Genomic DNA, 20,207 nt, shown 5'->3' with positions numbered 1-20,207 from the left:
GCCAGCGCCTCAGCCCACAATCACATGCTCGTCGCCGAACCAGAGCGGCGAGTTGGCGAGGTCGATGAATTTCCGTTCGTCTTCCAGCAGTTCGCGCCCGGCGGCCGCTGCGGCCTCGCTCGTATTGGCCGCCATGGCCTCTTCGCTCTCGAACCAGAGCTCGGCCACGCCATCATATTCCGCTGGCGCACCGCGCGAGCCGGCAATGCCTGTGTTCAGCGCCTCATGCCCGGTGTGCAGCTGGACATAGCGCAGCACCCCCAGCGTCTCGGCATGCTTGGCGACAAGCGGCGCATGTTGCTCGCGCCAATAGGTCTGGAACTGCTCGCGGCTGAGGTGCGGCAGGCGGCGAAGGCAGAAGGTCAGCTTGATCATGGAGCAAACCTAGTCGCGGCTTTCAGGCCTGTCGATGCCCGTCGCAGGCGCCTCGCGCACTGACGCCACGGCATCCCGCCTGCGCCTTTGACAAGCACGCCGCTCCACCAGCATAGTTTTTCACGACGCCAAGCAGGGGAGGGCATGACTTATGGCCAAGGCATTGAAACAGCACAAACCGGTCGCCGAGCATTATCTCGAAGGCGCCAAGGGCACCATCGCGCACAAGTTCCCGTTCCCCGCCAGCGCCGTCTGGGCTGCCCTGCTCGATGCCGAGGCCTGGACCGAATGGCTGCCCATCACCAAGGTCACCTGGACCAGCCCCCAGCCCTTCCGGGACGGCACGACCCGCACCGTCGAGATCGGCGACATGGTCATCGAGGAATATTTCTTCCTCTGGGAAGAAGGCCGCCGCATGGCCTTCCGCTTCGACAAGTCGAGCCTGCCCATCTCCGCCGGCATCGAGGACTATGAGATCGTCGACGTGCTCGGCGGCTGCGAACTGCGCTGGACGGGCCGCGTCAGCGCGATCTTCCCGCTCGGCTTTCTTGTCAGCAAACAGCTCGCCGGCGGCATCAGGGCCGGCCTGCCGAAGCTTGAGGCCCTGATCGCCGGCGACAAGGCCCGCTTCGGCCTCTAGCCCCCCGCATCAGCTGACGGTGTCAGGCTCCAGCTTCACCTGAAGGTCGTCATAGGCGCTCGTATCGTCGCCGTCCTTGGCGAGATAGTTCGGCCAGCTGCGCATATAGTCCACGAACTTTGTGCTGAGGCCTTGTGCGTTCAGCCAGGCTTCCGGCACGGGCAAAGGCGGCGACGTATAGGCGACATCCCGGCGCACGCGCTCGGGGAAGTCATGCCGCAGGATCGCCCCGCGCCCGATCACCACGAAATCGCATCCCGCTTCCAGCACGCTGACAGCCGTCTCCGCGTCCATGATCTTGCCCGCCGCGCCAAGGCGGATCCTGCCCCGGTCCAGCGCGGTGAACAGCGACACCAGCGTCTGGCCCGCGAAGGCATCGTCGGCGGGCTCCTTGTTCACGTCCCAGGCCGACAGGTCGAAGAAGTCGATCACCTGCTCGGCAAACACGCGCTTCGTCACGGTCAGCATCTCGCTCAGGTCAAGGCCGAAGCGTTCGGGCGACAGGCGCAGGCCAAGCTGGAAGTCCGGCCCCGTCGCGGCGCGAATGCCATCCACAATCTCGAACAGCAGGCGCGCCCGGTTCTCCAGGCTGCCGCCATAGGCGTCCTCGCGCTTGTTGATCTCCGCCGACAGGAATTGCGCGATGATATAGCCATGCGCGCCATGCACTTCCACGCCGTCAAACCCGGCCTTTTTCGCGCGCACAGCCGCCGCAATGAAATCATCGCGCAGCTGTTCCACTTCCGCCAGCGTCAGGCCGCGCACGCCCTTGTCCGCCTCGTCCGACGGGCCTACCGGCACGCCGACAAGATCGGCCGGCGAACGGTCGCCCGCATGGTGCAGCTGCAGCGACGAGACCGCGCCCTTCGCCTTCAGCCCGGCGGCCAGCCGCGTCAGGCCCGGGATATGCTTGTCGTCAAACGCGCCGATCTGGCCGGGAAAGCCCTGTCCCACGGCCTGCACATGGGCCGCCGCCGTCATGACCAGGCCAAACCCACCTTCGGCCCGCATGGTCAGCCAGTGATATTCCTCGTCCGACAGCGTTCCGTCGGGATGGCTCTGCGTATTGGTCAGCGGCGCCAGCATGAAGCGGTTCTTCCACGCGGGCCCATGGGGAAGGGTCATTGTTTCAAACAGGGGAGCGGTTGTCATCATGGGCCTCGTATGTGGTCAGATCGGTTGCAAACGCCGCACGCTTCAGCGCCGACCCACGCAACATGGGCCCGTCCCCGCCCAAGGCAACATATCGTGTTGGTTTAGCGGCGCTAAACGTTGGATCCGGGGCGGCCTTCTATCGGGCCGCGCTGAGCGACTGGTCGAGCAGGTCGCACCCGTCCTTGGAGCCCATGTCACATGCGCGAACGTAAAGTTCCCGCGCCGCTTCCTTGTCTTCGGCCACCCCAAACATCGCCCAATCATTGAGCGAACCGAGATCGATACAGCTGTTTGCGTTGCCCTTGTCACAGCCTGCCTGGAACAGTTGGGTTGCCCGCGCCGTGTCCTGCGCGCGTTTATCGCCCGTCGCATATTCCCATGCCAGCGTGCGGCAGGCTTCTGCATCGCCAAAATCACAAGTGGTCGTTCCGGTCTCTTCCGGGGCTTTGGCGTTGGTCAGAAGGAGCTTCAGTTCAGCGGCATCCTGACAATTCACAAGTTCCCCGTTCTCACAGAGCCACGCGTACAAGCTCTGCGCCTTCTCCAGGTTTTTCGGTGTCCCGACCCCGTCGCGATGGTCTTCTGCGAGCCATCTGCACATTGTTATGTCGCCCTGGTTGCATCCTGCATTGGCCGCGCGAAAGCTTCGGGCCGGATGTGGGGCGGCGCCTGCGCGTCCGAAGTGATAGGCCAGCTGAAGGCAGGTTTCGGTCGCCCCGGCCCTGCAGAGTGTCTCTGACATCAGCAAGACGCTGTTGGCATCGGCCGGTGTCAGTTTGTCCGTGATCATACCGTTGACCAGCTGGGTGCACGATTGGGCGGAACTCGCCAGACACCCGCGTTCATAGGGCTTTGCTGCTTCAGCCACCCTGTCTTCACCATACACACCTTTCAGCAAGGCTAGCCCCAGGTTTTCACAAGCGTGAATATTATCCACATCGCACGCCTGCTTCAGCTTGGCCTCGGCCTGGTCAGGCAGCACCGCAATAAGGTAGCTGGCGGCATTGGCGCAGCCGCGCGTGCTCATGTCGCGGCAGGATATCTCCGCGTAGGCCAGCGCCTTTTCGACGCTCTTCTCGGTGCCGTGTCCGTTGGCATAAGCTTCTGTCAGCCCGGCGCAGGCCAGTACCACGCCGCCTTCGCAGGCACGCGAATGGTAACCCATCCGCCTCGAAACCGATTGCGGATTGTTCTGTTGTGCGATGACCCAGCCGATGCTCTGGCAGGCTCTCATCTGGTCGCGGTCGCAGGCTGTCTCCAGCATGGCCAGGCCAGCAGACACATCCTGCTCGATGCGCCAGCCATACACTTTTGCGAGGCCAATCACGGTCTGCTCATTTGCCGAACGAATCTTCTTGCCGGTTTCAAGGGCTTCCCGAAAGGCGGGAACATCGTCCACCCGTGAAAGAATGACGGAGTAAGGCTCATCGGCCCAATCTGTCTCCGTCACGTTGGCCGCAAAGTCTCCAGCGCCGCTCTGGGTGCAGGCCGTCAAAATCGAGGCGGCGACAATTGCAGCCAGGAATTGCTTCACAGGAGGGGGAAACGACAGGCTGGTCATGGCATAATCCCTAACAGGGCCGTCCTGGGCGCGGCTGAAGACTCCTCTAAACGCGCGGGATTTAATCTATCTTAAATTGATATTATGAAATCCATCCATTCGATGCTTTCCCGTCGGAAATGCCCCCACTTTTCCCCACCCCCTCCCACTGCGCGTATACTGCGCGCCATGCACCCGGCTCACGCTCATCTTTATGCGCACGTCCATGTCGTCTTCTGCGGACTTATGTAGCAGACGCACCAACTTCACGCCTTCCAAGATTCTGTCAGATGTCGGATTCTGTGTCTATGGAACTGACGCTACAGCCTTCTGGAAAACTTCGCCCCCAGCGCACGCGATCCTACAACGTGACAATCCTGGGGCTTCTCACCAAGCGCATAGAGCTGTTACGCGAGGGCGGACGCTCTGCGGACATAAAGGCGCTGGACCGCACGCTGCGAGTGCTGGGCTATGAGGGCGAGATTGCCTCTATCATGCCCGCTGAGAGCGTCAGGGTGTTTCGCAATGGCGGACTAAGGCGCGCATGTCTGGACGTGCTGGAAGCCGCAGACAGGCCGCTCACGAGTAGGGAGATTGCAGAGCGGGTGTATGTGGGGAGAGACGCGGAGTATGTGGCGCGGGCTACTATGCGGATTAGCAAGTGCTTGAGGGCGGATAGGCGGGAGGGGAATGTCAGCACAGTCAAAATGTGCGGACGGGCGCTAGTTTGGATGGCGGCCTAAGATAGACCAGTGATGATAAGGGTCTTGTAGTTTTCGGGTAATAACGGAGATGCGCTCACCACTTCAATAATCAACGTCTTTAGAGTAGGGCGCAATTCCCCCAGAACGCCATCGACACGCAAGCTTTCCTCGATCGAATAGTCATCGACCTCTAGTGGACCATTGCACTCGATAAAACTGTCATGGTCCAGAAATGGGTGATCGGATTGTGAAATTGGCACCGAACCCGGCCAATGCCCCAAAGAGTTTATTCTGAAGTAAAGACCATTTTGGGGACAAAGACACACATACATCTTATTGCCGGGCGGTCGAATTACGCCATCGTAAACCCAAACAATCTGACCCGCCGCAATCATAGTCGCAGGTTATGCGCCGTCTCTCTAAGATATGCCACTAGCTCTCCCTTATTAGGAGATTCTGGAATCATATCCTCGTATTGCATAATCCCAAGCTCTGCTCGCTGCCAGTCGTCACCGTGTGTAGCTCTTGTGCGCGCATCAAACGACAACGAGCAGGCTAATTGCAGAGCGGATTGTATCTCATCGATGTCGGTCTTAGACAGTGCGCCTAAGTCCGGTGCACACGAATTTGTCTGTGTATCTGCGAGGTGCAGTTTGTAGCCATCGAGCCTCCACGGGAGACTGTCTACTTGAAGCTCTGCTAGCCAATAAGACTCACCCTTCGCCATCTCGTAAATTTCGAGTGGAACCGGGCCAAATCGCATTGCTCTGTATGTTGCGCCGAACACTGGCCGCTTGTGCTTCTCAAGGTGGGACTTGTCTGCAAAGTAGCAGGTCTTCATCATGCCGTGCAGATCAATACCGGGACTCTCGCAAACCATATAATGGATCGCGGCAAGGGCCTTTTCGGCAGCAAACTTGAAACGAATACGTTTTTCCACAGGCTTCAATATATAGATTCTTCGTTAAGAATCAATGGATTAATAATTTCCAGTGATTTCAATGTTCGCCTGTAGCGAACATTCCTACCTTTGCCAATAGCCAGCAAATTGACGGCTAACAGGCGCAGCCATTGCATTTCCAGCCAGACGCATCGTCAGATCGCCATTGCTCTCGCGGCGGTGATCTTCCAGCCAAGCGGCGTGGTTAGCGTACTGGTGAAGGTACTTCGGGCTGACAAAGTGGTGCTGGCCGCGAACCATCCGGCGAAGGCGTGAGAAGAAGCTTTCAGCGCCGTTCGTGTGGGTGCCGTCCAGATTGGAATAGCTTTCCTCGTGATTGATCCGGCCCATCGCGTAACCGCGTGACAGGTGATCCCAGTGCGAGGCTTCGTCTGCGTAGATGATCGAACCAGCGGTTACAGTGCGGGCAACCAGATCAACGCCATCTGCTTCGTTGCGTGTCACGAAGGTGAGCGTGCGGCCTTCACGGGCACGGGCGACGATGACCACGCGGCGGGTTCCGGTCTGGTAGCGCCTGCGGCGACGGTCAACGCGATCCTTGCGGTGGTTGGCGGGGCGGATGTGGCCACCGAAATAAGCGCCATCAATCTCGACTTCGCCAGCAACCTTCTGACCTTCGTATTCGTCCTGCATGGACTCGCGAAGCTTGTGGGCCATGACCCAAGCCGTCTTGTACTGGACGCCAAGCTCCCGGCTCAGCTGGACAGCGGAGCGGCCCTTGGAGCCGTTCACGAACAGACAGACTGCAGCGAGCAGGTCGCAGAACGAAAGTTTGCGGCTGGCGAAGATCGTGCCAGACGTGACAGAGAACTGACGATAGCAGGCCTTGCACTTGAACGTGCGGCGCGTGGTGATCTTGTAGACTTCAAAGCAGCCACAGTCAGGACAAACAGCTTCGCCAGCCGTCTCCGGCCAGCGGAGCGTGCAGAACGTCGCATAGGCTGCATCTTCACCCGCCTTGTAGATCTGGCGAAGCGAGAGGGTGCGCGCTGCTGCTGAGAGGAGGAAGTGCTGTGCCATTTGTCATCGTTTCCAGTGTGTATGTATCGTATATAGTACATACTGGTATCGTAGACAAGGGCAAATGTATCGCTTATAGTGCATTCCTCACTAGGAGAGATACATGGCAGACAGGAACGAATGGGAAGAGAAGGCGGCAAACCTTCTCAAAGCCCAACTCAAGTTGAAGGGAATCACCTATAGTCAGTTAGTCGAGAGGCTGGAGGCCATAGGCGTATGGGAGAAGGAAGCGAACATCAGGAACAAACTGAGCCGAGGAAAGTTCACAGCCGCATTTATGCTGCAATGTTTGGAAGCCGCAAACGTGGATACACTTCGGCTTCAGGGATAACTCTGCTAGTAATAGTCGGCGTATTTATCTGGTACGCGCTATACCAAATGGATAATGCTCAACAGCGCGAGAATGCTGCCCGAAGCAATTCCAGCTACTCCGAATATCAAATGGAATGCCGGACTTTCACGACGCTCGTTGAGCAAGTGGAGTGCCTGCTGGACAAGTCCTCCACCACCTACGATCAAAAGCACACACACCAGGATTTGCGCGCCCAGCAAGATGTTGCGGGCGCTACAATAGTTCTGATGGCTATGGGAGTAGTTGGCTTGCTCGCTAGTATGGTCGGGATCGCTCTGGTCTACGAGAACCTCTTTGAGATGCGGAAGCAATCCGGAATCCAAAGGGCTGTGGGTGAGAACCAAGTCAAGGCTTACGTTTGGGTGTCTTCGGCTGCCTTCATTCTTCCTGATCCCAACGGCACCAAGAAGAGGCTCCTCAATATCCGGGGCCGCTACATCGCTTCCATCCGAATAAAAATCGAGAACAGCGGGGCCACACCAGCCTTGGAGGTGAATCCCACTGCCACTCTGACAATCAAAGCTCATACCGCCAACGCACTTGCCCCATTGCGAACACGCTTCCAATCCGTGCCAACGGGAGAAAAGAAAGTGGATAGTGTTATGCCCGCCACTGGAGAGCCAATGTTTTTGGCTTTTCCCTACGAACGCAAAGACGAAATTCAGACTGCCTTGAGTGAAAGTTGGGCTGAACAGTATGGTGTCGAACGCATGGAGGTCGATGGGAGGGTGACGTACAGGGACGTCTTTGGGCACCTGTACGAAACTGAATTTAGTTTCTACGCGGTCGTGAAGGAATCCGGCAATCTCGAAAGCATGTTTCGGGTGAAAGAAGGAAAGGCCATGTTTCGGAAGATCAAGGACGCCTCCGAATACGACAACGAGAAGACCGGCGCATAGCCCCCTAATCATCCCCGCCCCCTAGGGCAGCGCGGCTGCGGCTCGTTTTTGGTGTGGTTGCTACATAAGTCCGGTCTTCTGGCCATGGCTATGGCTGCAATTGTGGAACCTGAACCGCTGGATGAAGGAGAGCGGGCAGGGCCTGCTGATCTCCGTCGACCGCTGGGGTACTATCTATGTGGACGCCATATCCGACGCGCCGGGGCAGGGGCCGCGCAGCATCAGCGTTCCCGTCTCGCCGCGGCTGGCGGCAGCGCTTTCAACTGAAATTCCAGAAGTTCCGTATCCCCGGCGCATGCTGCGCAGGGATCAGCAAGCGCACCGCGATTGCCCCGCAGCAGGCCCAGGCGCAAGCGCCGGGCTGGGTCGAACACTGCCCATCCCGGACACCTGACCCGCAATCCAACTCCCGAAAACCCGAAACCCACCCCCAAGCGCCCTCACAGGCGCCGCACGTGCAACGTGTCATGTTACGCCGCAGACCCCTGCGAAGGCAGGGGTCCATGGACGGGGGGCTCACTCAGTCGTAATCCACTTTTTCGAGATACAGCCCGTCCGGCGGTGAGACCGGCCCGCAGGCCGTGCGGTCTGCCGCTTCCAGTATCTGCGTCAGCCAGCGCGCATCGCGCTTGCCGCGCCCCACTTCCACCAGCGAGCCGACCATCGAGCGCACCTGCCGGTGCAGGAAGCTCTGCGCCGAGAGCGTACATTCGATCCGGTCGCCATAGCGGGCGACATCAAACTTATCGAGCGTCTTGACCGGGCTGCGCGCCTGGCATTCCACATCGCGGAACGTGGTAAAATCATGCGTGCCGAGCAGCACCTGTGCCGCCTCATGCATCCGCTTGGCATCCAGCTTCGGCGAGATGCGCCACGCCAGCCCGTTCTCAACCGTCAGGTTGGCGCGCCGGTTGATGATGACAAAGCGATAGTGGCGCGCCCTGGCGCTGAACCGCGCGTGGAAATCTTCGTCCACCTTCTCCGCCTTCAGCACGGCAATCGGATGGGGCCGCAAATGCGCGTTCAGCGCGTCGGCCACCTTGCCGGGCCGGTCAATCGCAAAGTCGCAATGCGCCACCTGTCCCATCGCGTGCACGCCGCTGTCCGTGCGCCCTGCGCCATATATCTCCACCGGCCCGCCATCCAGCGCCGCCGCGGCCTCTTCCAGCGCGCCCTGAACCGTCGGCTTTCCGGGCAGCCGCATCCAGCCCTGATAGGGCCCGCCATGATATTCGATGAGAAGCTTGTAACGCGCCATGCTCAACCTGCCTCGAACGCTGCGGGATAGGTCAGCGTGCCCGATGCCGGCGCCGCATCGGTCAGCGCCCGCGTCATGAAGGCCGGCCCGTTCCACGGCGCAGCAAAGTTGCATGCCATCTCGGCGGAAAAGCCGAAGCGCACATAATAGTCCGGGTGCCCCAGCACGAACACGCGCGTCTCGCCCGCGCCTTCCAGCGCCAGCAGCCCGGTGCGCACCAGCCCGCTGCCTACACCCTGCCGCTGCCGCGCGGGCAAAACAGACATCGGCCCAAGCCCCACGGCCAGCGGCACGCCGTCAATCTGAATGCGGAAGAACTGCACGTGCCCCACAATCTGGCTGTCATCATGCGCAATCAGGGACAGCACGCTGTCGCCGTCCCGCTTCAGCCTGCGCACGATCTTGCCCTCGGCCGATTGGCCGAACGCCGCCGTGTTCAGCGCGGCGATCGCGTCAATCTCGTCATCATGGGCCGGGCGGATCCACACGCTCATCAGGTCAGCACCGTGCCGGGCGCAATCGGCGTACCGTTCAGGAACACCTCCGCCGTCATCGGGCCCTTGCCGGGCCGCTGCAGCTGGCTGATGCGCACTGCCCCGCCATCGCCGCACGCCACCAGCAGCCGGTCGTCGAGTACCGTGCCGGGCGCCGCCCCACCCGAGGCGCCCGTTGCTTCGCTCATCAACAGCTTCAGCCGCACGGGCTCTGCCTCGCCCTCCGGCGTCCAGTGACAAATGGCACCGGGGAAGGGGGAGAGGCCGCGTATCTGGCAGTCTACTTCGGCAGCTGGCCGCGACCAGTCGATCGGCTGGTCCGCCGATGTCAGCTTGCTCGCATAGGTGTCGCCGCTCTCCGGTTGCGCTACAGGCTTGAGCGATCCATCCGCCAGCCCGGCCAGCGCGCGCGGCGCCAGCTCGGCGGCCAGTTCCGCCAGCCGGTCGTGCAGCGTCCCCGCCGTCGTCGCCGTTGTGATCGGCGTGCGCGCCGATGCCAGCACGGGGCCAGTGTCCAGCCCGGCATCCATCAGCATCGCATCAATGCCGGTCTCCGTGTCGCCCGCCATGATTGCCCGCTGGATCGGCGCAGCGCCCCGCCAGCGCGGCAGGATCGAGGCATGCATGTTGAGACAGCCAAGGCGCGGCGCATCGAGAATGGCCTGCGGCAGGATCAGCCCATAGGCCACCACCACGGCGGCATCGAGGCCGAGCGCCGCAAACGCCTCCTGCTCCGGCGCCTGTTTCAGGCTCTTCGGCGTGCGTACGTCCAGCCCATGCTCTTCCGCCCAGGCCTGCACCGGCGTCGGCGTCAGCTTCTTGCCCCGGCCCGAGGGGCGCGGCGGCTGGGAATAGACGCACGCGATCTCATGGCCCGCAGCGACCAGCGCGGCGAGCACATCAACGGCAATCTGGGGGCTGCCCATGAAGGCAAGGCGGAGGGGGTTGGTCATGGTGCGGGGGTCTAGCGCGCCCGGCGCAGGCAATAAAGGAAAGATTGGCGCTTGCGGCTCAGGCGGCGTCTTCGCGCAGGCTGCGCAGCTTCGCCTTCTTCACCTTGTCGACGGCCCGCTGGCGCTTCAGGCGCGACAGATAGTCGATGAACAGGGTGCCTTCGAGATGGTCCATCTCGTGCTGGATACAGACCGCATATAGGTCCTCGGCCCATTCCTCGACCGTGTTGCCATCATAATCCATATAGCGGATGCGGCAGCCCTCCGGGCGCTCCACCTGGTCGAAAATGTCCGGCACGGACAGGCAGCCCTCTTCATAGGGCTGGGTCTGCTCGACGGTTTCGAGGATTTCCGGGTTCACGAAATAGCGCGGCTTCGGCTCCTCGTCCTCACGGGCAAGGTCCATGACGATCACGCGCAGCGGCACGCCGATCTGGATCGCGGCCAGGCCAATGCCCGGCGCGTCATACATGGTTTCCAGCATGTCATCCATCAGCGCGCGAATCTCGTCGGTGACGCCGCCTTCAACAGGCTTCGACACCTCCTTGAGGCGCGGGTCGGGTACGGTGAGGATCTCGCGAATGGCCATGACAGTCAGATATGTAGGGTAGGGCGTTTGGTCAACTGGTGCGGTTCATTCCGCCGGAAGGGCCTTTTTCGTCGTGCCGAAGTCCAGCTCGCCAACCGGTTCCGGCGTATTGGCCCGGTTTTCGATCTGTTTCGGCTCGGCCAGCGGCTTGTTCGGCGGAGCGATTTCCATGTCCTCGAACTTGCGCAGCGTGGGTAATACGCGCTTGTCGAACGATCCCATGGCCGAGTTGAAATGGTCGACCGAGCCGTTGAGCGCCTTGCCCAGCTTCTCGATATGGCCAAGCATCACGCCCATCCGGCCATAGAGTTCGGCGCCAAGCTCGGCGGCCGCCATGGCATTCTCGTTCTGGTGATGCTGGCGCCAGAGATGCGCAACTGTCTTGGCCAGCGCGATCAATGTTGTCGGCGTGGTGACAATCACCTGTTTCGACATCGCCCGCTCGATGAGGTCAGGGGCCTCCTGCAGGGCTGCGGCGAAGAAGTTCTCCCCCGGAATGAACATGGCGATATAATCGAACCGGTTGCCGAGGTTTGACTGATAGTCCTTCGAGGCCAGCGTGTTGACGTGCCGCTGAACGCTGGTCGCATGCGCCTTCAGGTGGAGGATCTTCTGCGCCGGGTCTTCGGCTTCCACGGCCGCCATGTAGGAGGCGAGCGAGACCTTGGAATCGATCACGATCTGGCGGTCGCCCGGCAGGCGGATGATCGCGTCCGGCCGCTGGCGGCCTTCCTCGGTTTCGTCATGGACCTGTTCGCTGAAGTCGCAATGGGCCGAGAGTCCGGCCTGCTCCATCACATTGCGCAATGTCATCTCGCCCCAGCGGCCGCCACCTTTCGGGGCGGTCAGCGCATTGACCAGCTTGCCGGTCTCGGCGGTGTTGCGCAGCAGGCTTTCGCCGATGGCTTTGACCTGTTCAGACAGGAGCGACTTGTCCTCGGTGCGCACTTTCTCAAGATCATCGACGCGTTTCTTGAAGGCGTCGAAATTCTCGCCGATGGGCTTCATCAGCTCTTTCAGCTCGCCCTGCGCGCCTTCCCGGTGACGCTTGAATGTCTCGTCGGCGCGCTCAAGGAATGCGGTGTTCGCCCGTTGCAGCACGCCCTGCGCCATCTCGGCAAACTTGCGTTCGTCTTCGGCGCTGCGGGCCCGCGTTTCGGCCAGCGCGATTTCGGCCTGGCGGGCCACTTCCTGCTGCGTGCGCAGCGCCTGTTTCGTTTCGCCCAGCTCGCGCTGCAAAAGGCCTGCCCGTCCAGCCTGCATATAGGCCATGAAGCCCAGCACGATCATGCCGATCAGGAAAACGGCGGCCAGTGCGCCTGTGATCATCAGAGGTGTCATTCAGATATCCTGCCACGATTCTCATGGAACATATCTAGAACGAACGCGGCTGTCACGCCTCATCCGCAACCGGGCGGGTTCAGCCGTTGGTCGATCCGGAGGCGCGGGCATTCAGGCTGTCGATCAGGTCGCCCGTAATCGTGCCGGTCACCGGCAGGCCGTTCGCCGCTTCATAGGCGCGGATCGCCTGCGACGTGGACGCGCCGACCACACCGTCCGGCGTACCAATATTGTAGCCGAGTGAGGACAGCGCCACCTGCACACCCTGAACCTGCAGCGGATTGCCCGTGTTCCAGGGCTGGGCGCCGAAGCGGCCATTGCTGATCGCATTGTCGCGCGAGGCTTCCCATTCCATGGCGCGATTGTGCGCCTGCTCGGCGGCTTCCGGTGAGACGCGGGCCTTCAGCTCGGAGACCTTTGCCGGTGCGCCGGCATCGCCGCTCTTGGCGGCCACTTCGAACCAGAAGAGCGCTTCGGTCAGGTTCGGGCTGATGCCGAGGCCCTGCTCATAGAGAATGCCCAGATTGTACTGGCTGTCGACAATGCCGAACTCGGCGGCCTTGCGGAACCACTCGACGGCGCCGGCATAGCTCTGCGAGCCGCCTTCGCCCTCGGCCATGTAGACGGCGAGGTCGTGCATGGCTTTCACATTGCCGCCCTCGGCGGCCTTCTGGGTCCAGTCGCGGGCGAGGAACAGGTCCTTCGGCACGCCCATGCCCTTTTCGTGCAGTTTGGCGAGGCCATACTGGGCAATCGGAAGCCCTTTGGTGGCCGACTTGCGCATCATCGACGCGCCAGCGGCATAGTCGCCAGCGGCAATCCGGTCCTGCGCCAGCTGGTACTGGGCGATATGGTTGCCAGCGGCCGCTGCGCTCTCGACCGAGACGAAAGGCGAAATGGCCGGGAAGCTGGCCGTCGCGGCGATCACCTTGGCGGCGGGCTTGGGTGCAGGAGCAGGGGCAGCCTTGGCCTCGACGGGTGCGCTTGCGGCAGGGGCGAGTTCAGCAGCGGCCTCCTCGGCATCGAACAGGTCAGCATCCGCTGCACCCGCCGGGAGGGGCTCCGGCAGCATCGCATCCTCGGTCGGCGCCTCGGCCAGCGCAGCCGCTTCGCTCGCGGCCTCGACCGCCGAAACAGGCGCTTCCACGATTTCCGGCGCACCCGGATCAACATAGGTGTCGACGGATGCCACCACGGCCGGGGCCGCCTGCTTGCCGCGAATATAAAGATAGCCACCAACGGCGGCGCCCGTGATCACGACAGCCGATGCCGCCGCATAAAGCGGCAGTTTGCTGGCGCTGCCCTGCGTCCGGTAGGCGGGCGTGTCCGTGCTGCGGCGGTCGCGGCGATGGGCTGCGGTTGCCGGATTGCCGGCTGCACTGATCGCGGCGCGCCGGGCGCGGGCGATATAGTCGCTGGTGTCGTCTTCGCGAATGGCGATAGGCGCCAGTTCGTCCGCCAAAGCCTTGTCCTGTTCAGGTTCGGGCAGGGCGGTTGTCATCAGGGCTTCGAGGAAATCGTCGTCTTCGTCATCATCGGTATCGAAGATGTCGGAGGCGCGGGCTTCCGTGTGGCTATCATGCACGCCATCAATACCGTCCAGCTCGGACAGCGGATCGAAATAGGCTTCAGGGCCAATCGCGGCCTTTGACAGGGGCACGTCGTCAACCGGCGGCTCCATGCCGGGCGCGTCCGGCTTGCGGGCGGTTTCCAGCGCGGCATTCCAGCCCTGGATGCCGGCTTCGAAGAACTCGTCGTCATCATCGTCATCGGCATATGTGTCGGTCGGATCGGTGAAGGCGTCCTGCGTGTCCGCTGCCAGCGGATCATCTGCGGCGGCGAAGAAATCCTCGTCGTCTTCATCCTCCGCATCCGGCAGGCCAGGCATGAAGGCCGCCGCCGCCCGGGCTTGCGGTGGTATATGCGCAGCGGCAGGCGGCGCAGCGAAATCAGGGGCATCGGGCAGCGCGTCGGCGCCGCCGGGATCGGCATAGGGCGGCGAGGTGAATTCCTCGAGGCTTTCAAGCCGCGTTGCCAGCGAGGCAATCGCGCGCTGCACAGGCGACAGGGCGGAGGTCGACTGGCTCTGGATCTGTTCGAGCCGGTCGGACACGTTGGAGAGGGCATCCGACAGGCGCGCATCGGTGCGCTTGCGGTTCTCTTCCATATGCGTCGCAATGGCCTTGACCGCGTCGTCCTGGCGTTTCTGCAGGCGCGACGCAACGGTCGCGACCTGTTCGCCGATCTGCTCGATCGCATCGGCGCTCCGGGTTTCGCTTTCGGTCACACGCTGGTCGACGCGCTCTGCCAGCGTGTCGATCCGGGCGCTGACCGTTTCGCCGAGGCGTTCGAACTGGGCCCGCATGGCTTCGGTGGCGGCCGTATCGTCGCGGGCTTCAACTTCGCGGATACGCTCGTCAAAGCTGGACGAGATGCGGTTGACCTGGCTCGACACGGTTTCCATCGCGCGCGTCTGGCGCTCTTCCGTGGCGGCGAGGCGCTTCTGCACATCGGTCAGCTCGGATTTGATCGTGGTTACGGCCGTGCCGTCATAACCCTCGGCGGCACGGGAGATCTCGTCGGCGAGTTCCAGACGGGCCTGGTCGACCGTTTCACGGACCGACTTCGTCAGGTCTTCGAACTTGGCCTCGAATTCGGCGCGCAGGCGGTCAGCCAGTTCGGGGTCGGAAGCCTGGGCGACGGCCTCGATACGGCTGTCGAGGCTTGTGAATGTGGATTCCAGGCTTTTCAGGGCGGCATCGGTGGTCGTTTCGGCCCGGTTGAGCCGGTCCTGGATGCGCAGCAGTGTGCCTTCCATGGATTCCAGCGCGCCGGAGACATCGGCCTCTACGGCTGACAGGCGCTCGGCCACTTCCCTGGCGGCGCCCTTGGACTGCTTCTCGGCGTCCTGAACGGCCTTCTCGACACGGGCCGCCGCTTCGGAGAGGGTCGACTGGACTTTCGTCTCCATACCTTCGACACGGTCGGTCAGCTCGGCGAAGCCGGATTCGACACGGCCCTTGATGGCCTGCGTGTCGTTCTGCGTCATTTCGCTTTCTTCATAGACATGCGTGGCGAGCTTGCCGAGCGCGTCTTCCAGCGATTTCAGGGCGTCGAGATTGTGCTGGGCTGAGTCATCCTCTTCCAGCCGGCGGACCTTGGCCTGCAGCGCTTCATGCGTGCCGCGCAGCTCCTCAATCAGGTTTTCGACATGGCCGACAACTGCGTTGCTGTTGCCTTCGGCCTGTTCCAGCTTGGCGACGAGGCCGAGCACAGTGTGGTCCATTCCCGTAATCGCGAGGGTCGAGCGCGCTTCGGCGGCTTCGATCCGGCGGGTCAGGCGGTCCAGCGTCGACGAGGCGGTCGAAGCCTGCGGCGGGGGCGCCATCTCGGAATGGTTGCGGCTTTGCGGACGATACAGTGACGAGATCTCGTTCGGCAGGGCGTAATCATCGGACATCAGGAGGCGGTTGAGGTATTCACCAAGGGTGAGGCCTTCCGCACTGGCGGCTTCGCGCGCCGCATCGCGCGCGCGCTGGTCAATGCCTTTGACACTCCAGGGGCCTGTCTGGTTCATCCCCGATACTCCCTCAGCCGGCCCGGTTATTAACGTTAAGGGCCGATTCGTTCACACTCGTTTACTGTGATGACAGGCTTGGTCTTAAAGCGAGGTTAAAGGTAAATATTTACGTGCAATTTGGTAACCGATGGCGTTTTCCGTTTACCAAGGGGCAAGTTTCCCCGTACGTTCGCGTAAAGTTGACGTTGACGTTCGCGTAACCCGTGGTCTAAGCTGATCAAATGCATCACAAGACATCACATATTTCCGCCGCCGACAGCCGCACCTTCACGATTTCCGAGCTTGCCCGGGAATATGGTGTGACGCCACGTGCCCTTCGCTTCTATGAAGACAAGGACATGTTGCACCCGGCGCGCGATGGCATGACCCGTGTCTATTCGAACCGGGACCGTGCTCGCCTCACGATTATCGTGCGCCTCAAGCGTCTCGGCCTGCCACTGGCGGATATTCGTGAAATCCTCGATCTTTACGTGCTGGACGACGGCGAACGGGCTCAGAAGTACATGATGCTCGACAAGTTCCGGAAGCAGGTCAAAGAGCTGGAAGTCCAGCGTGAAGACATCGACACGGCGTTGACCGAACTGCGCAAGGGCATCCTCTGGCTTGAGGACCTGATCCAGAAGGTCGGTCCAAACGAAGAAGGCAAGCGTCAGGTCGCGGCCTATGAAGCGGTCGCCCGTCGCCAGCTCGACGAAGTCTGATCCACCTCCTAATCCGAGGTTCTGGCAACTGGAACGACCTTTCTAGACGATTGCTCTAGACTGATCGCCAGTTGCCATTTTTGTTTACAAGGAAGCCTACATGCCCCGTTACGACGCCCCTGTCCGCGACATGCAATTCATTCTTCATGAAGTGCTCCAGCTCCAGAACTATTCCAATCTGCCCGGCTTCGAGGACGCGACACCCGACCTGATCGATGCGATCCTGGAAGAGGGCGGCAAGTTTGCGAAGGAAGTGCTGTTCCCGCTGAACCATGTCGGCGACGTGCAGGGCTGCAAGCGCAATGACGACGCCAGCGTCAAGACGCCGGACGGCTTTCCCGAAGCGTTCAAGATGCTGGTCGAGAATGGCTGGCCGCTGCTGACCAAGGACACCGCCATGGGTGGTCAGGGCCTGCCGCAGGTCGTCGGTCTGGCCTGGGGCGAGATGATTTCCTCGGCCAACATGGCTTTCGGCATGTATCCGGGCCTCACCGGCGGCGCCTATGAGGCGCTGATGGCGGGCGGTTCGGAAGAGCAGAAGCAGAAGTACGGGCCGAAAATGGCCTCTGCCGAATGGGCCGGCACGATGAACCTGACCGAGCCGCAGTGCGGCACAGATCTCGGCCTGATCAAGACAAAGGCCGTGCCGCAGGCCGATGGCAGCTACAAGATTACCGGCCAGAAGATCTGGATTTCCGGCGGCGAGCAGGACCTCACCGAAAACATCATTCACCTTGTGCTTGCCCGGATCGAGGGCGCTCCGGAAGGCATCAAGGGCATCTCGCTCTTCGTGGTGCCCAAATATATCGTCAAGGAAGACGGCTCGCTGGGCGAGCGCAATGCCTGTTCCTGCGGTGGCCTTGAAGAGAAGATGGGCATCCACGGCAACGCGACCTGCGTCATGAACTATGACGGCGCGACCGGCTGGCTCGTCGGCGAGGAACACAAGGGCATGCGCACCATGTTCGTCATGATGAACGAAGCGCGCCTCGGTGTCGGCCTGCAAGGCCTCTCGCAAGCCGAGATTGCCTACCAGAATGCCGTCGATTTCGCGAAGGACCGCGTTCAGGGCCGCTCGCTCAATGGTGCCAAGGCGCCGGAAAAAGTGGCTGACCCGATCATCGTCCACCCCGACGTGCGCCGCATGCTGCTCGACCAGAAAGCCTTTATCGAGGGCGCCCGTGCCTTCGCCTACTGGACTGCTTTCCAGGGCGACCTGCAGCACAAGTCAAATGACGAAAAAGTCCGCGAGAGGGCAGGGGACTATATGGCCCTGCTGACGCCGGTCGTGAAAGCCTACCTGACCCACAAAGGGTTCGAGAGCGCCAATGTCGGCCTGCAGGTGCATGGCGGTTCGGGCTTCACCCGCGAGTGGGGCCTTGAGCAATATGTCCGCGATTGCCGCATTACCATGATCTATGAAGGCACCAACGGCATTCAGGCGCTCGACCTGGTCGGCCGCAAGCTTGCCAGCAATGGCGGTCGGGCCGTGTTCAGCTTCTTTGCCGAGCTTGACGATTTCATCGGCACGGCGGGCGACGATGCCGAACTGAAACCCTTCATCGAGGGCCTCTCCACCGTGCGCGCCCAGCTGCAGGAAGGCACGAACTGGCTGATGCAGAACGGCATGTCGGACTTCAACAATGCCGGCGCGTCCAGCCATGACTATCTGCACCTCTTCGGCCTCACGGCGCTGGCTTACATGTGGGCCCGCATGGCCAAGGTCGCGCTTGAGAAGAAGGCCGAAGGCGATCCGTTCTATGCCGAGAAGCTGATGACGGGCCAATACTTCCTCGACCGCATGCTGCCCGATGCCGCCGCGCATCTCGCCAAGGTCAAGACCGGCGCCAAGTCGATGATGGCCCTGTCGGCCGACCAGTTCTGATTCTGACGGGACGTGCGCAGCAATGTGCACGTCCCTGACGCAGCGTGACCACTGTGCAAGCGGTGGTCTGCTTCTTACATGTTTACGTGAACGTAAGCGGCAACTGCCGCACCAAAATCAAAGGGAAGAATAAGTGATGCGCGAGAGTCCATTGAATGTGCCGAAGTCGAATTGGCGCAATGACGAGGAAATGGACATTTTCTCCGATGCCGTCGCGCAATTCTTCGAAAAGGAATGTGCGCCGCACGTGCCGGCATGGCGCAAGGCCGGTATCGTGCCGCGCGAGATATGGACCAAGGCGGGCGAAATGGGTCTGCTCGGCGCGTCTGTGCCGGAAGAATACGGCGGCGCGGGCGGTGATTTCCGCCACGAGGCCATCATCATTGAACAGCAGCAATGGAAGGGCGTCGACGGCTTCGGCATCACGCTCCACAACGCGATCATCGCGCCTTACATCACCGCCTATGGCACCGAAGACCAGAAGCAGCGCTGGCTGCCGAAAATCTGCACCGGCGAACTCGTCACCGCCATCGCGATGACCGAGCCGGGCGCAGGCTCTGACCTTCAGGGCATGAAGACCACGGCGAAGAAAGACGGCGACAGCTATATCATCAATGGCTCGAAGACCTTCATCTCGAATGGCCAGACGGCCAACCTGATCCTGGTCTGCTGCAAGACCGACCCGACACAGGGCGCCAAGGGCATTTCGATCCTCTGCGTCGAGACCGATGGCCTTGAAGGCTTCGAGCGCGGCCGCAACCTTGAGAAAGTCGGCCAGCATGCAGCTGACACGTCCGAGCTGTTCTTCAATGATGTGCGCGTGCCGGCGTCTGCCCTGCTCAGCGAGGAAGAGGGCAAGGGCTTCATCCAGCTCATGCAGAAACTGCCGCAGGAGCGCCACATCATCGGCCTTCAGGGCATCGGCATGATCGAGCGCGCGATCCACGAGACCGTCGAATATGTCAAAGGGCGCAAGGCGTTCGGCAAGACGATCTTCGATTTCCAGAATACGCAGTTCAAGCTCGCCGAAGCCAAGACCGAAGCGACTGTCGCAAAAGTGTTTGCAGATCATTGTACAGAATTGCTGCTGAAGGGCGAACTTGATGCCGCAACAGCCTCCATGTCGAAATACTGGATCTCCGATCTCCAGTGCAAGATCATCGACGAGTGCCTCCAGCTGCATGGCGGCTTCGGCTATATGGACGAATATCCGATCGCCCAGATGTATGCCGACGCCCGCGTCCAGCGCATCTATGGCGGCGCCAACGAAGTCATGAAAATGCTCATCGCGAGGACGCTCTAGCCACATATGCCCGATAGCAAACGCATCACGGAAGTCTTCCCGCAGCCGAGCCCGTCCTCGACGTCTCTCGGCTTCAAGCTCCTGTCGCTCGACATGAAGAAGTGGGAGACGCGTGTGCGCTTTGAAGGCCGGCAGGAATTCACCAATCCCGCAGGTGTGATCCAGGGCGGGTATCTCGTCGCCATGATGGATGATACGATTGGCATGTTGACCGGCATGAAGGCGGGCAAGCGCGCCCTGCCGTCTACCGTCGATCTCCACACGCATTTCCTGCGACCCGTGCGTGTCGGCGTCATCGAAGTGGTCGCACGCCTGCGCAATATCGGCCGCGCGATGGTTTTCGCCGAGGCCGAACTTTTCGATTCCCGCGGCAAGGAAGCAGCCCGCTGCGCCGCGAGCCTCACGCTTAACCCGGTGAATTCACCGGCCCCATGATCCCACGTTTTACAAGGAGCCT

Annotated in this window: 19 protein-coding genes; 8 read left to right on the top strand and 11 right to left on the bottom strand. The window is 61.4% G+C overall.

Annotation, left to right across the window (positions count from 1 at the left end; genetic code table 11):
- Positions 1-9: 9 nt before the first annotated feature.
- Positions 10-375, bottom strand: a complete 366-nt coding sequence (locus HY30_RS00450; protein WP_034735841.1) for an EthD domain-containing protein — start codon at positions 373-375, stop codon at positions 10-12.
- A gap of 151 nt (positions 376-526) precedes the next feature.
- Here HY30_RS00450 and HY30_RS00445 point away from each other — a divergent pair, with 151 nt between their 5' ends.
- Positions 527-1,015 carry an SRPBCC family protein gene (locus HY30_RS00445; RefSeq protein WP_034735839.1) on the top strand — a complete coding sequence of 163 codons (489 nt, stop codon included), beginning with the start codon at positions 527-529 and terminating at the stop codon, positions 1,013-1,015.
- 9 nt (positions 1,016-1,024) lie between these two features.
- Here the strand turns inward: HY30_RS00445 and HY30_RS00440 are convergent, their stop codons facing one another.
- The 4 genes from HY30_RS00440 to HY30_RS00420 all read right to left on the bottom strand — a co-directional run bounded on the left by HY30_RS00440 (position 1,025) and on the right by HY30_RS00420 (position 6,395).
- Entirely contained in the window at positions 1,025-2,140 is a 1,116-nt protein-coding gene (locus tag HY30_RS00440; RefSeq protein WP_241765601.1) for an NADH:flavin oxidoreductase, read from the bottom strand.
- Between the two features lie 166 nt (positions 2,141-2,306).
- Positions 2,307-3,731, bottom strand: a complete 1,425-nt coding sequence (locus HY30_RS00435; RefSeq protein ID WP_034735837.1) for a tetratricopeptide repeat protein — start codon at positions 3,729-3,731, stop codon at positions 2,307-2,309.
- Between the two features lie 1,074 nt (positions 3,732-4,805).
- A complete protein-coding gene (locus HY30_RS18900) occupies positions 4,806-5,354 on the bottom strand; it encodes a type II toxin-antitoxin system antitoxin SocA domain-containing protein (RefSeq protein WP_051614549.1) in 549 nt (182 codons plus the stop codon).
- Between the two features lie 84 nt (positions 5,355-5,438).
- Positions 5,439-6,395, bottom strand: coding sequence for an IS1595 family transposase (locus tag HY30_RS00420; RefSeq protein WP_034735835.1), 957 nt, complete (start codon positions 6,393-6,395; stop codon positions 5,439-5,441).
- Positions 6,396-6,498: 103 nt separating this feature from the next.
- On the opposite strand from HY30_RS00420, the gene HY30_RS00415 reads away from it, so the two are divergent.
- The 3 genes from HY30_RS00415 to HY30_RS00405 all read left to right on the top strand — a co-directional run bounded on the left by HY30_RS00415 (position 6,499) and on the right by HY30_RS00405 (position 8,040).
- The gene (locus tag HY30_RS00415; protein WP_034735833.1) at positions 6,499-6,726 is read left to right on the top strand and encodes a DUF6471 domain-containing protein; all 228 of its coding nucleotides are present in this window, start codon (positions 6,499-6,501) and stop codon (positions 6,724-6,726) included.
- Positions 6,727-6,773: 47 nt separating this feature from the next.
- Positions 6,774-7,646: a hypothetical protein gene (locus tag HY30_RS00410; protein ID WP_034735831.1), complete on the top strand. Its 873-nt coding sequence runs from the start codon at positions 6,774-6,776 to the stop codon at positions 7,644-7,646.
- A gap of 100 nt (positions 7,647-7,746) precedes the next feature.
- The gene (locus HY30_RS00405; protein ID WP_155839195.1) at positions 7,747-8,040 is read left to right on the top strand and encodes a hypothetical protein; all 294 of its coding nucleotides are present in this window, start codon (positions 7,747-7,749) and stop codon (positions 8,038-8,040) included.
- A gap of 126 nt (positions 8,041-8,166) precedes the next feature.
- Here HY30_RS00405 and truA read toward each other — a convergent pair whose 3' ends face one another.
- From truA to HY30_RS00375, 6 genes are all read right to left on the bottom strand, one after another.
- Positions 8,167-8,904, bottom strand: a complete 738-nt coding sequence (truA, locus tag HY30_RS00400) for a tRNA pseudouridine(38-40) synthase TruA (protein ID WP_034735827.1) — start codon at positions 8,902-8,904, stop codon at positions 8,167-8,169.
- A gap of 2 nt (positions 8,905-8,906) precedes the next feature.
- Positions 8,907-9,398 (bottom strand): GNAT family N-acetyltransferase, encoded by a 492-nt coding sequence (locus HY30_RS00395; protein ID WP_034735825.1) that lies wholly within the window; start codon positions 9,396-9,398, stop codon positions 8,907-8,909.
- Positions 9,398-10,351, bottom strand: a complete 954-nt coding sequence (fmt, locus tag HY30_RS00390) for a methionyl-tRNA formyltransferase (RefSeq protein ID WP_034735823.1) — start codon at positions 10,349-10,351, stop codon at positions 9,398-9,400. Before fmt ends, HY30_RS00395 begins: the two co-directional genes overlap by 1 nt.
- Positions 10,352-10,409: 58 nt before the next feature.
- Positions 10,410-10,940 (bottom strand): peptide deformylase, encoded by a 531-nt coding sequence (gene def, locus HY30_RS00385; protein WP_034735821.1) that lies wholly within the window; start codon positions 10,938-10,940, stop codon positions 10,410-10,412.
- A gap of 45 nt (positions 10,941-10,985) precedes the next feature.
- Positions 10,986-12,281 (bottom strand): DNA recombination protein RmuC, encoded by a 1,296-nt coding sequence (locus HY30_RS00380; RefSeq protein WP_034735819.1) that lies wholly within the window; start codon positions 12,279-12,281, stop codon positions 10,986-10,988.
- 79 nt (positions 12,282-12,360) lie between these two features.
- A complete protein-coding gene (locus HY30_RS00375) occupies positions 12,361-15,858 on the bottom strand; it encodes a peptidoglycan-binding protein (RefSeq protein ID WP_034735818.1) in 3,498 nt (1,165 codons plus the stop codon).
- 224 nt (positions 15,859-16,082) lie between these two features.
- On the opposite strand from HY30_RS00375, the gene HY30_RS00370 reads away from it, so the two are divergent.
- From HY30_RS00370 to HY30_RS00355, 4 genes are all read left to right on the top strand, one after another.
- The gene (locus HY30_RS00370; protein WP_051614547.1) at positions 16,083-16,562 is read left to right on the top strand and encodes a MerR family transcriptional regulator; all 480 of its coding nucleotides are present in this window, start codon (positions 16,083-16,085) and stop codon (positions 16,560-16,562) included.
- A gap of 100 nt (positions 16,563-16,662) precedes the next feature.
- Entirely contained in the window at positions 16,663-18,447 is a 1,785-nt protein-coding gene (locus HY30_RS00365) for an acyl-CoA dehydrogenase C-terminal domain-containing protein (protein ID WP_034735815.1), read from the top strand.
- Positions 18,448-18,583: 136 nt separating this feature from the next.
- Positions 18,584-19,750: an acyl-CoA dehydrogenase family protein gene (locus HY30_RS00360; RefSeq protein ID WP_034735814.1), complete on the top strand. Its 1,167-nt coding sequence runs from the start codon at positions 18,584-18,586 to the stop codon at positions 19,748-19,750.
- Positions 19,751-19,756: 6 nt separating this feature from the next.
- A complete protein-coding gene (locus tag HY30_RS00355) occupies positions 19,757-20,185 on the top strand; it encodes a PaaI family thioesterase (protein WP_034735812.1) in 429 nt (142 codons plus the stop codon).
- Positions 20,186-20,207 lie beyond the last annotated feature (22 nt).

The sequence above is a fragment of the Hyphomonas chukchiensis genome, assembly GCF_000682695.1.
In the GTDB taxonomy this organism is placed as follows: Bacteria; Pseudomonadota; Alphaproteobacteria; order Caulobacterales; family Hyphomonadaceae; genus Hyphomonas; species Hyphomonas chukchiensis.
This window is presented reverse-complemented; position numbering and strand designations above follow the sequence as displayed.

Coding starts and splice junctions, on each gene's coding strand:
- HY30_RS00450 (WP_034735841.1), bottom strand. CDS start 375: ATGATCAAGCTGACCTTCTGCCTTCGCCGCCTGCCGCACCTCAGCCGC.
- HY30_RS00445 (WP_034735839.1), top strand. CDS start 527: ATGGCCAAGGCATTGAAACAGCACAAACCGGTCGCCGAGCATTATCTC.
- HY30_RS00440 (WP_241765601.1), bottom strand. CDS start 2,140: ATGACCCTTCCCCATGGGCCCGCGTGGAAGAACCGCTTCATGCTGGCG.
- HY30_RS00435 (WP_034735837.1), bottom strand. CDS start 3,731: ATGACCAGCCTGTCGTTTCCCCCTCCTGTGAAGCAATTCCTGGCTGCA.
- HY30_RS00420 (WP_034735835.1), bottom strand. CDS start 6,395: ATGGCACAGCACTTCCTCCTCTCAGCAGCAGCGCGCACCCTCTCGCTT.
- HY30_RS00415 (WP_034735833.1), top strand. CDS start 6,499: ATGGCAGACAGGAACGAATGGGAAGAGAAGGCGGCAAACCTTCTCAAA.
- HY30_RS00410 (WP_034735831.1), top strand. CDS start 6,774: ATGGATAATGCTCAACAGCGCGAGAATGCTGCCCGAAGCAATTCCAGC.
- truA (WP_034735827.1), bottom strand. CDS start 8,904: ATGGCGCGTTACAAGCTTCTCATCGAATATCATGGCGGGCCCTATCAG.
- HY30_RS00395 (WP_034735825.1), bottom strand. CDS start 9,398: ATGAGCGTGTGGATCCGCCCGGCCCATGATGACGAGATTGACGCGATC.
- fmt (WP_034735823.1), bottom strand. CDS start 10,351: ATGACCAACCCCCTCCGCCTTGCCTTCATGGGCAGCCCCCAGATTGCC.
- def (WP_034735821.1), bottom strand. CDS start 10,940: ATGGCCATTCGCGAGATCCTCACCGTACCCGACCCGCGCCTCAAGGAG.
- HY30_RS00380 (WP_034735819.1), bottom strand. CDS start 12,281: ATGACACCTCTGATGATCACAGGCGCACTGGCCGCCGTTTTCCTGATC.
- HY30_RS00375 (WP_034735818.1), bottom strand. CDS start 15,858: ATGAACCAGACAGGCCCCTGGAGTGTCAAAGGCATTGACCAGCGCGCG.
- HY30_RS00370 (WP_051614547.1), top strand. CDS start 16,083: ATGCATCACAAGACATCACATATTTCCGCCGCCGACAGCCGCACCTTC.
- HY30_RS00365 (WP_034735815.1), top strand. CDS start 16,663: ATGCCCCGTTACGACGCCCCTGTCCGCGACATGCAATTCATTCTTCAT.
- HY30_RS00360 (WP_034735814.1), top strand. CDS start 18,584: ATGCGCGAGAGTCCATTGAATGTGCCGAAGTCGAATTGGCGCAATGAC.
- HY30_RS00355 (WP_034735812.1), top strand. CDS start 19,757: ATGCCCGATAGCAAACGCATCACGGAAGTCTTCCCGCAGCCGAGCCCG.